Annotated in this window: 10 protein-coding genes; 6 read left to right on the top strand and 4 right to left on the bottom strand. The window is 71.2% G+C overall.

Annotated features, from left to right (window positions below; genetic code table 11):
• The 3 genes from VGJ24_RS19500 to VGJ24_RS19490 all read right to left on the bottom strand — a co-directional run.
• Nucleotides 1–203: CNNM domain-containing protein (locus VGJ24_RS19500; protein WP_331502312.1), on the bottom strand; the 203-nt coding region annotated here is incomplete at its 3' end.
• Entirely contained in the window at nucleotides 200–1549 is a 1350-nt protein-coding gene (locus VGJ24_RS19495; RefSeq protein ID WP_331502311.1) for a hemolysin family protein, read from the bottom strand. The genes VGJ24_RS19500 and VGJ24_RS19495, both read right to left, overlap by 4 nt.
• A 129-nt stretch (nucleotides 1550–1678) precedes the next feature.
• Nucleotides 1679–2782 (bottom strand): lytic transglycosylase domain-containing protein, encoded by a 1104-nt coding sequence (locus VGJ24_RS19490; RefSeq protein ID WP_331502310.1) that lies wholly within the window; start codon nucleotides 2780–2782, stop codon nucleotides 1679–1681.
• 1016 nt (nucleotides 2783–3798) lie between these two features.
• Here VGJ24_RS19490 and VGJ24_RS19485 point away from each other — a divergent pair.
• The 5 genes from VGJ24_RS19485 (at nucleotide 3799) to VGJ24_RS19465 (ending at nucleotide 9620) form a co-directional block, all read left to right on the top strand.
• Nucleotides 3799–4359 (top strand): DNA starvation/stationary phase protection protein, encoded by a 561-nt coding sequence (locus VGJ24_RS19485; RefSeq protein WP_331502309.1) that lies wholly within the window; start codon nucleotides 3799–3801, stop codon nucleotides 4357–4359.
• Between the two features lie 120 nt (nucleotides 4360–4479).
• Entirely contained in the window at nucleotides 4480–4935 is a 456-nt protein-coding gene (locus VGJ24_RS19480) for an NAD(P)H-dependent oxidoreductase subunit E (protein WP_331502308.1), read from the top strand.
• A gap of 17 nt (nucleotides 4936–4952) precedes the next feature.
• Entirely contained in the window at nucleotides 4953–6497 is a 1545-nt protein-coding gene (locus tag VGJ24_RS19475) for an NADH-quinone oxidoreductase subunit NuoF (RefSeq protein ID WP_331502307.1), read from the top strand.
• On the top strand, nucleotides 6494–9352 hold the full coding sequence (fdhF, locus tag VGJ24_RS19470) for a formate dehydrogenase subunit alpha (RefSeq protein WP_331502306.1): 2859 nt from the start codon (nucleotides 6494–6496) through the stop codon (nucleotides 9350–9352). The genes VGJ24_RS19475 and fdhF overlap by 4 nt, the downstream gene beginning before the upstream one ends.
• Nucleotides 9353–9371: 19 nt before the next feature.
• Complete coding sequence (locus tag VGJ24_RS19465; protein WP_331502305.1) at nucleotides 9372–9620, top strand: formate dehydrogenase subunit delta; 249 nt, start codon at nucleotides 9372–9374, stop codon at nucleotides 9618–9620.
• Between the two features lie 90 nt (nucleotides 9621–9710).
• On the opposite strand, the gene VGJ24_RS19460 is transcribed toward VGJ24_RS19465, so the two are convergent.
• Complete coding sequence (locus VGJ24_RS19460; RefSeq protein ID WP_331502304.1) at nucleotides 9711–10355, bottom strand: response regulator transcription factor; 645 nt, start codon at nucleotides 10353–10355, stop codon at nucleotides 9711–9713.
• A 70-nt stretch (nucleotides 10356–10425) separates the two neighbouring features.
• Between VGJ24_RS19460 and VGJ24_RS19455 the strand changes: the two genes are divergently transcribed.
• Complete coding sequence (locus VGJ24_RS19455; protein WP_331502303.1) at nucleotides 10426–10617, top strand: hypothetical protein; 192 nt, start codon at nucleotides 10426–10428, stop codon at nucleotides 10615–10617.
• The last annotated feature ends 70 nt before the right edge of the window (nucleotides 10618–10687 follow it).

Below are 10687 nucleotides of genomic sequence, written 5' to 3'. Positions count from 1 at the left end.
GTGATGCCGAGCTGGTTCACCCCGATCACCAGCGACATGTTCTCCATCGCGCGCAGCGTCGTACGCGCGAACCGCGAGCCCTGCTCGGCGCGGGGCTCGATCTGGGTACGACGTGCGGAGACCAGGGCGAACTCGGCCGCGACGAAGAATGCGTTGCCGAAGACCAGGAGGATCGCGAGGAGGACCGCGGTGCCCGTGCTCACGCCTCACCACCTCCGTCGAGGAGGCGGAGCGACAGCCGGTCGATGCGGAGCCCGTCCATGTGCTCGACGGTGAGGACGGCGAGGGCCTGGCGCTCGGGCTGGTCGGGGTCGGACCGGTCGGGGACCGGGACCTCGGCGACGTCCCCGCGCACGGGCACTCGTCCGAGCACCTGCAGCACCAGGCCGGCGATGGTGTCGTAGTCCTCGTGGTCGGGGAGCTCGATGCCCGTGAGGTCCTCGACCTCGTCGGGTCGCAGCAGGCCGGAGAGACTCCACGAACCGTCCGGGCGCCGGCGGCCACGCGCCCCGACCCGATCGTGCTCGTCGGCGATGTCGCCGACGATCTCCTCGATCACGTCCTCGATGGTCACGATGCCGGCCTGGTCGCCGTACTCGTCGAGTACGACCGCGAGCTGGCCCTCCTCCCGCAGCAACGTGAGCAACGGGTCGAGGCGCAGCGAGTCTGGCACCACGATCGGCCGGGTCATCAGGTGCTTGACCTTGGTGGTGTGGCGCTCCGGGATGGGGAGTGCCACGGCGTGCTTGACGTGCACCGTGCCGATCACCGCGTCGTCGTTGTCGAGCACCGGGAAGCGCGAGTGCCCGGTCTGCCGGGCCAGCTCGATCACGGCCCACGCCCGGTCGTTGGCCTCGAGGCTGACCGTGCGCACCCGCGGGGTCATGATCTCGCCGGCCGTGCGGGTGCCGAACTCGACCGACCGCTCCATCAGCTCCGCGGTGTCGGCGTCCAGGGTGCCCTCGTCGGCCGAGCGGGAGATCAGGGAGGCGAGCTCGGTGGAGGACCGGGCCGACCGCAGCTCTTCCTGGGGCTCCATCCCGAGCCGGCGCACGATCGCGTTGGCCGACCCGTTGAGGACCCGGATCGGGCCGCGCATCACCGCGGTGAAGAGGCGTTGGAAGCCCTGGGTGGCGCGCGCGGTCTCCATCGGCTTGGCGATGGCGAGGTTCTTGGGGACCAGCTCGGCGAAGATCATCGTCACCACGGAGCTGATGGTGAGGCCGATCGCGACCGCGATCGGGTCGACGGCACGCTCCGCGACGCCGGCGCTCTCGAGCGGGCCGGAGATCAGTCGCGAGATGGCCGGCTCGGCGAGGAAGCCGATCGCGAGGTTGGTGATGGTGATGCCGACCTGGGCGCCCGACAACTGGGTCGACAGCGACCGGAGTGCCTTGAGGACGCCGGCCGCGGGAGCATCACCCTCCGCCGCGGCCCGGGCGACCTTCGACCGGTCGACGGTGACGAAGGAGAACTCCGCGGCGACGAAGACACCGGCCGCGATCACCAGCAGGACCGACACCCCGAGCAGGAGCCAGGCGGTCAGCACCGGGTCACCGAGCAGTGCGAGGGGAACGGTGAGGGGCGACTGTCAGAGCCGTCCATGGGCGGTTCGGGGTCCTTCGGACTCGGGGGCTGGCTGTCGGGAGACTCTACCCACCCGGGGTGGCGCGGGCCGTCAGTCGGTGGGGGCGTCCTCGTTGACGGCCAGCCAGTCGACGAAGGTGAGCAGGGCGGGATCGTCGACCGTGACGTCGACCTCGTCGGCGAGGCACTGGGTGAGGGCCTCGCGCTGGCTGTTCGCCGTCGACCAGCCCGCCGTGAGGTCGTCGTCGCAGACGGCCCAGGCGGCGTTGTAGGCGTCGACCTGATCGGGTGTCAGGTCGGCCAGCTCGGGCGGGAGCGGGTCGGGGATGACCGGAGGTTCGGCAGGGTCGGTCGGGTCCGGTGGGCCGGTCGGGGTGGGAGTCGGCGTCGGCGTGGGGGTGGGCGTGGGCGTCGGGGTGGGGCCCGTGGTCGGGCTGGTGGGCGGGATCGGGTCGGAGATCACCGGACCGGGTGGCGAGGGCAGCAGGGTGGGGCCGGCGCTCGGCTCGTTGGTCGGGTGCCCGCCCCTCAGGTGGCGGTGGTGACCCCCCTGCTGGTGGAGCTGCAGCGGACCGTTGAACGAGACCGAGCGCACGGAGATGTCGGTCGAGGGCAGGAACTGGCTGCTGATGTGCAGGGCGTGCGCGATCGCCAGCACGGTCGCGGCGTACGCGTGGCTGTGGTTGTAACGCAGCAGCGCCGCGCGCTTCCCGGCCTTGGTGGCGAGGTTGTCGTGGTCGGCACACAGGTAGACGGCGGAGCCGAGGGCCGCGTCGTTGACGTCCTGGACGTCTCGCCGGCCGTCGCCGTCGCCGTCGACCGCGACCGCGGCCCACGTCGACGGGAGGAACTGCATGGGTCCGACGGCACGGTCGAACCGCCGGTCACCGTCCAGGCGTCCGGCGTCGGTGTCGCGCACCAGGGAGGTGCCGTGACGACCGTCCAGTCGGGGTCCGATGATCGCCGGGTGGGCGACACCGTGGCCGTTCAGTCGGCTACCACCGACCTGGCCGTGGTCCGACTCGACCTGGCCGATCGCACCGAGCAGGCTCCAGTCGAGCCGGCACGACGGATCGGCGGCGTCGATGACCGCGGCCGAGCGCTGGTACGCCGTCAGGGCGACCGGCGGGATGCCGCTGGCCCGGGTGGAGGGGCGGTCCGAGCCCGGCTGCGACGGAGAGGCGGGGCTGTGCACGGCCCGCCCGTTCGGGTCTGGGAGGTGGACCGGGGCGGTCGTCGGGGCGGGCGGCGACGGTGCGGCCGGCACCGGTGCGGTTGCCAGCACCTCTCGGGAGGGTTGGCGCCCACCGGCCACGAAGGCGGCGGCCAGGATCGCAACGGCGGTGACGCTGACCCCGATGCGCGCAGATGGGGGTCGTAGGCCACGTGCCCACGACCCTGCCCGAGATTTCAGTGCACCCCCGTACATCGTGCCTCCGACGGTAACCCCTGTCAGGCGGGATGCCCACCCCGGCCGTGGTCACGACCTGGTGAAGCCTGGATGAACCTGTCAGACGTTCGTCGCGCGCGATCGGTTCGCTTCGAATCTCCCGAATCTGCCGAATCTGCCGAATCCACCCCACCCGAGGCGCCGAGCGCCGTACGTTTCTGCTGTCCCGACCATCTCCCGCGTCGGTTTGGGGGCTCCCGCGCGGTCAGCGCATCACTGGAGCCCAGTCAGGGGTGGGGATCACGGGCGGCCCCCCGCCGACGGAGCTGTCGGGCCCGGTCTCTCTGATGACCGTCGGGTCGCTGGACGACGCCACCATCGCCGGCGACGATCAGTGGGACACCGACCCCGCCGGCAAGCGTCGACGGTCCGTGCACACGCTGTGGGACCACGACCACAGTCCGATGGGCACAGCGGTGCGGTCGACGATGCAGGCCACGCGAGACCTCGGGCCGGCGATCGCGGCGGCGGACAACTCGGCCACCTACGGCGCTGGCCGACGACCTGGAGTCGGACCTCCACGTCACCACCGACTACCGCCACGTGCTGGCCGAGATCGTGTCAGCGCGGTTTGCCGGCCGTCCGCCGGCCAAGGTGTTCCCGGGACTCGGCAGCTATCAACCGCTCGGCTTCATGGCCTGAACGGCCTCCCCCATCGGGCTCGAGCTTGCGGCGGCGCCGGGCCAGGTACGGGCGGCTCCTCGACGCCCTGTGGCGTGAGCCACGCGCACGTTCTCAGGCCAGAGGGGTACGGGGCCGGGATGGCCACCCGACAAGACATCCATTACACGACTCCCGGACTGAGCCGAGAGCAGGCCGAGCGCGTGATCGGGCTGCTGCAGTCACGGCTGCACGCGATGAACGACCTGCACCTGACCCTCAAGCACGTGCACTGGAACGTCGTGGGTCCGCACTTCATCGCGGTCCACGAGATGATCGACCCGCAGGTGGACGCCGTACGCGGATTCGCCGACGACCTGGCCGAGCGGATCGCCACCCTCGGTGGATCCCCCAAGGGCACGCCGGGGTCGATCGTCGAGGAGCGGACGTGGGACGACTACTCCCTCGGCCGAGCCGGAACGCAGGAGCACCTCGGCGCCCTCGACCTCGTCTACCGAGGCGTGGTCGGGAGCTACCGCGACGGAATCGCCGAGCTCGACGACCTCGACCTGGTGACCCAGGACATGTTCATCGGACAGACCGAGCAGCTCGAGCTCTTCCACTGGTTCATCCGCGCGCACCTGGAGGACCAGGGCGGGCGGCTGTCGACCGCGGGCGCGAAGGACGAGCAGGACGCGGCTCGCGCGGCCGGTCGCGCCTGACCAAGGAGACGATCTCGTCGGTGACCGACGCGGGCGTGCGGCGAGGCAGTGGTGGCACGTCATGTCGGGGGTCGCGGGCCGCACTACGATGGTGAGGACCGCCACACCAGGAGCTGCTCGATGACGACCGCGCCCACCACCGACAGGATCACTCTCGTGCGCGCCATCGCGTCGCAGCACCTGGGCGAGCGAGGTCCGCTGATGCCGGTCCTGCACGAGGTGATGGAGGAGCTCGGCCACGTTGCCCGCGAGGACGTCGAGACGATCGCCGACGTACTGAACCTCTCCGTCGCGGAGGTGCACGGGGTGGTCAGCTTCTACCACGACTTCCGGACCGCTCCGCCGGCTGCGCACACCGTCGCGTTGTGTCGCGGCGAGGCGTGCCAGTCGGTCGGGGCCGAGGCGCTGTACGACGGCACGCGGTCGCGGGCGGGCAGCCTCGGCGCCGATGTCGAGGTGGCCGAGGTCTTCTGCCTCGGCAACTGTGCGCTCGGGCCGTCCGGAACTCTGGACGGCCGCCTCTACGGCCGGCTGTCGCCCGAACGGCTCGACGCGCTCACGGAGGGATGGCGTTGACGCTTCCGACTGGCCGAGTGTTCGTCCCCGGTGACGCGGCCGCCGTCTCGGTGGGCGCCGACGAGGTGGCGGCCGCGTTCGAGGCGGCCGGCTCGCAGGTCGTGCGCAACGGCTCGCGCGGCATGCTCTGGCTCGAACCGCTGGTCGAGCTCGACACCGACGCCGGCCGGGTCGGGTACGCCAACGTGACCCCGGACGACGTGCCCGCTCTGCTCGGGGTGGTTTCGAGACGGTCGCAGAGCGACCTCCTCAACCACCGGGGTTGCATCGGGGTGGTCGACGAGCACGCCTGGCTGACCTCGCAGCGGCGGGTGAGCTTCGCTCGCGTCGGGGTGGTCGACCCGACCTCGATCGCCGACTACGACGCGCACGGCGGCTGGGCCGGGCTCCACCGGGCCCTGTCGCTCTCCCCCGCCGAGGTGGTTCAGGAGGTCACCGACTCCGGGCTACGCGGGCGCGGAGGCGCCGGCTTCCCCGCCGGCATCAAGTGGAAGACCGTCCTGGAGACGGGGTCCGATCTGAAGTTCGTGGCCTGCAACTTCGACGAGGGCGACTCCGGGACGTTCGCGGACCGGATGGTCGTCGAGGGCGACCCGTTCACGCTCGTCGAAGGCATGACCATCACCGCCCACGCCGTCGGGGCGAGCGAGGGCTACGTCTACGTGCGGTCCGAGTACCCCCACGCCGTCGCCGCCCTGCGGCGCGCGATCGACGCGGCGTACACCCACGGCTACCTCGGCCAGAACATCCTCGGCTCCGGCCTCACCTTCGACCTGCAGGTTCGCCTCGGAGCAGGGGCGTACATCTGCGGCGAGGAGTCCTCGATGCTCGAAAGCCTCGAGGGCCGACGCGGCGAGGTACGGGCCAAGCCGCCGATCCCCGCCGTCAAGGGCCTCTGGGGCCGGCCGACCGCCGTCAACAACGTGCTGACGCTGTGCGCGGTCCCGATGATCCTGGCGGACGGTGGCGCGGCGTACGCCGAGCTCGGCACCGGCCGCTCCCGCGGCACCCAGGTCTTCCAGCTCGCGGGCAACATCAAGCAGGGCGGCATCGTCGAGCTGCCCTTCGGGGTGACCCTGCGCGAGCTCGTGGAGGGGTACGGCGGGGGCGCGCTGTCCGGCCGCCCGGTCCGGGCGGCGCAGGTCGGCGGCCCGCTGGGCGCGTACGTCCCGGCGTCCGGCTTCGACGTCCCCATGGACTACGAGGCCCTTGCCGAGTCCGGCGCGATGCTCGGGCACGGGGGCATCGTGGTCTTCGACGAGACCGTCGACATGGCCCGGATGGCGCGCTTCGCGATGGAGTTCTGCTCGATCGAGTCGTGCGGCAAGTGCACGCCGTGCCGCGTGGGGTCGACGCGCGGCGTGGAGACCATCGACCGGATCATCGCCGGGCAGGACGTCGCGGCCAACCTGGTGCTGCTCGACGACCTCTGCGAGACCCTGACCCAGGGGTCGCTGTGCGCGATGGGCGGGCTGACACCGATGCCGGTGCAGAGCGCCATCAGGCACTTCCCCGAGGACTTCGAGCCCCAGGAAATCGAACGGAGCGGAGCACCCGTATGAGCGTCGACCAGCAGAGCATCTGGGATCCCGAGGTCGACTTCGGCACCCCGGCGATCCGCGACGCGGAGTCTGTGACGCGGTCCGTGACGGTCACGATCGACGGCCGCCAGGTCGACGTACCGTCCGGTACGTCGGTCCTGCGCGCTGCGACCGAGGCCGGCGTGGCCATCCCCAAGCTCTGCGCCACCGACTCCCTCAAGGCGTTCGGCTCGTGCCGGATGTGCCTGGTCGAGGTCGAGGGCGGCAAGGGCGTGCCCGCGTCCTGCACGACACCGTGCGCCGACGGCATGGTCGTCAGCACCCAGACCGAGACGGTGCGTGAGCTCCGCCGCAACGTCATGGAGCTCTACCTCTCCGACCACCCCGAGGACTGCGACGGCTGCGCCCGGGGCAACTGCGAGATCCAGGCGCTGGCCGCAACGGTCGGGTCCGCCGAGGTGCGCTACGGCCGGCCGGAGTCCCGCGGCCAGGTCGCGCACCCGCAGCCGGTCGACATGTCCAACCCGTACTTCGCGTTCGACGACTCCTCGTGCATCGTCTGCTCCCGATGCGTGCGGGCCTGTGCCGACATCCAGGGCACGTTCGCGCTCACCGTCGAGGGCCGCGGCTTCGACTCGAAGATCAGCGCCGGCGGCACCGACTTCCTCAGCTCCGAGTGCGTCTCGTGCGGCGCGTGCGTGCAGGCCTGTCCGACGTCCGCGCTGCAGGAGCACTCCATCGTCGAGCTCGGCATGCCGACCCGCTCGGTCGAGACCACCTGTGCCTACTGCGGCGTCGGCTGCTCGTTCCGCGCCGAGGTGAAGGGCGAGGGACCCGACGCCGAGGTCGTGCGGATGGTCCCGTCGAAGGACGGCGGCGCCAACGAGGGCCACAGCTGTGTCAAGGGCCGCTTCGCCTACGGGTACGCCTCCCACCAGGACCGCCAGATGTCGCCGATGGTGCGCGACTCCATCGACGACGAGTGGCGCAAGGTCTCGTGGGACGAGGCGATCGCGAGGGTTGCGGAGGGTTTCAAGTCGATCCAGGCCGAGCACGGCGTCGGCGCGATCGGCGGCATCTCCTCCAGCCGGTGCACCAACGAGGAGGTGTACGTCGTCCAGAAGATGGTGCGCGCGGCGTTCGACAACAACAACGTCGACACCTGCGCGCGCGTCTGTCACTCCCCCACCGGCTACGGCCTCAGCCAGACCTTCGGCACCTCCGCCGGCACCCAGGACTTCGCATCGGTCGAGCAGGCCGACGTCATCCTGCTGATCGGCGCCAACCCGACCGACGCCCACCCGGTGTTCGCCTCGCGCATGAAGCGACACCTGCGGGCCGGCGCCGAGCTGATCGTGGCCGACCCGAGGCGGATCGACCTGGTCCGCAGCCCCCACGTGGAGGCGTCCCACCACCTGCCACTGCTGCCGGGCTCCAACGTCGCCTTCATCAACGCGATGGCGAACGCCATCGTCACCGAGGGTCTGCACGACGAGGAGTTCCTGCGGGAGCGCTGCGAGGACGTCGACGACTACCTCGCCTTCGCCCGCGACCCGGCCAACTCCCCCGAGGAGACCGCGGGCGTGACGGGCATCGACCCGGACAGTCTGCGGGCGGCGGCGCGCCTGTACGCCGTAGCGCCGAACGGCGCCATCTACTACGGCCTCGGCGTCACCGAGCACTCGCAGGGCTCCACGATGGTGATGGGCCTGGCCAACCTGGCCATGATCACCGGCAACATCGGCCGCGAGGGCGTCGGCGTGAACCCCCTGCGTGGACAGAACAACGTGCAGGGCTCCTGCGACATGGGGTCCTTCCCGCACGAGTTCCCCGGCTACCGGCACGTCGGCCGCGACGAGGTCCGGGGCATCTACGAGGAGCTGTGGGGCAAGAGGCTGGACCCCGAGCCCGGCCTGCGGATCCCCAACATGTTCGACTCCGCGCTCGCCGGCACGTTCCGCGGGCTCTACGTACAGGGCGAGGACATCGCCCAGTCAGACCCCAACATCAACCACGTCCACGCCGCCCTGCGCGCGATGGACCTCGTGGTGGTGCAGGACCTGTTCCTGAACGAGACCGCCCGCTTCGCGCACGTGTTCCTGCCCGGCACCACCTTCCTGGAGAAGGACGGCACCTTCACCAACGCCGAGCGTCGGCTCGGTCGGGTCCGACCGGTGTTCCAGTCCCGGGTCGGCAAGGACGAGTGGCAGGTGGTCTGCGACATCGCCACCGCGATGGGCTTCTCGATGTCCTACGACTCGCCGGCGCAGATCATGGACGAGATCGCGGCAACGACGCCCACCTTCGCGGGGGTGAGCTTCGCCCGACTCGACACCGAGGGCTCGATGCAGTGGCCGGTCAACGACGCCGCCCCGCAGGGCACACCGACGATGCATGTCGGCGAGTTCGTGCGCGGGAAGGGTCACCTTGTCCCGACCTGGTTCGTCCCGACGACCGAGCGCACCAGCCGGAAGTTCCCGCTGCTGCTGACGACGGGGCGGATCCTGACGCAGTACAACGTCGGCGCGCAGACGCGGCGTACCTCCAACAACATCTGGCACCCCGAGGACGTCCTCGAGATCCACCCCGCCGACGCCGACATGCGCGGTATCTCCACCGGCGACCTGGTCGACCTGTCGAGCCGCGTGGGATCCACGACGCTGCGCGCGCAGGTCTCGGAGCGGATGCCGGCCGGCGTCGTCTACACGACCTTCCACCACCCCGTGACCGGCGCCAACGTTGTCACGACCGAGAACTCCGACTGGGCCACCAACTGCCCGGAGTACAAGGTCACCGCGGTCCAGGTCGGCGTCGCCAACGCCCGTGGCGAGGAAGCCGTCGCCGAGGCGCGGGAGCCGGCGGAGACCCACGCATGAACCACCCCACCGGCGCCTCATGAGTTCTCTGATCAGGCCCGAGGCGCGCATGGGCAACGACATCGCTCGTCAGTTCACGCACCTGCCGCCCGCCGAGGCGGCCGAGGTGATCGCCCGGCACATCGAGCGCTTCTGGGACCCGCGCATGCGCAAGGGGCTCGAGGCGTTGGCGGCCCAGGGCGACGACAGCCTCGACCCGCTCCTCGTCGACGCCGCCGGCCGCCTGGCTGCGCACGCCTCCCGCTCGGACCCCGACGCCCAGTCGTAGAGACTTGTCCGGGTCGGTCCCCCCGCCCCGGTCACGCGGAGGGAGACGGCTCGACCCTCCGCGTGACCACGCCCGACACGTCGGTCCAGGTCAGGAGGCGACCTCGTCGCGCACCGCGACCCACGGCGCGGTGACGCCGTGCTCGACGGCCCACAGCACGGCCTGGGTCCGGCTGCCCACGCCCATGGCCCGGTACGCCGTGCGGATGTGCGACTTGACGGTGTTCATCGAGAGTCCGAGCCGCTTGGCGATCTCCTTGTTCGGCGCGCCGGCGGCGATCAGGGCGACGACGTGCGCCTCGCGTGGCGTGAGTCCGATCGCGGGCGCCGCCTGCGGCTCGCTGCGTTGACCGAAGGCGACGGAGACGATGCGTTCACCGGCGTGGACCTTCTCCAGCGCGGCGACCAGCTCGACGGCCGGGAGCTCCTTGCCGAGGTAGCCATCGGCCCCGCCGAGCATGGCCCGCTCGACGAACCCGTCGCGGCACTCCCAGGTGAAGACGACGACGCGCGCCGCCCCGGGCGGCCGGGTCACGGTGGTCGGGGCACCCGCGTCGTCGTCGATACGCCGCGTGAACGGGTCGACCAGAGCCACGTCCGCCGTCTCGGCGCGTCCGGCCCCGAACGGCAGCACCGCCACCCGGTCGTCGTACTCGGCCAGCATCTGGGTCAGTCCTGCGTGCACCAGCTCGCACTCGTTCACGAGGCACACGCGGAGCGGTCTGTCGAACACCACGCCCGCTCGTACCCCCACGGATCGAGGTCATGCGCACGCTGGCGGAGGGGGCTCTGGCTACGCTCGCGGCATGCAGAAGCCTGGCAAGGAAGTCGTCGTCGCCGTGGTGGCCGTGCAGGCCGTGTCGGCTGCCTTCGCGTTCCGCGATCTCGCCCGACGTGGCGACGACGAGGTCCGCGGCCCCAAGCTGCTCTGGCGCCTGTTGATCGGGATCAATCCCGGCAACTCGCTGGCCTACTGGCTGTTCGGCCGGCGGCACTGACCGCGGTCGGCATGACCATGCGGTGGATCTCCTCGCGCGTGGCCTGTGGGCACCGGTCGACGGCGGAGGT

Origin of the sequence: Nocardioides sp., from assembly GCF_036493135.1 — a bacterium.
In the GTDB taxonomy this organism is placed as follows: Bacteria; Actinomycetota; Actinomycetes; order Propionibacteriales; family Nocardioidaceae; genus Nocardioides.
This window is presented reverse-complemented; position numbering and strand designations above follow the sequence as displayed.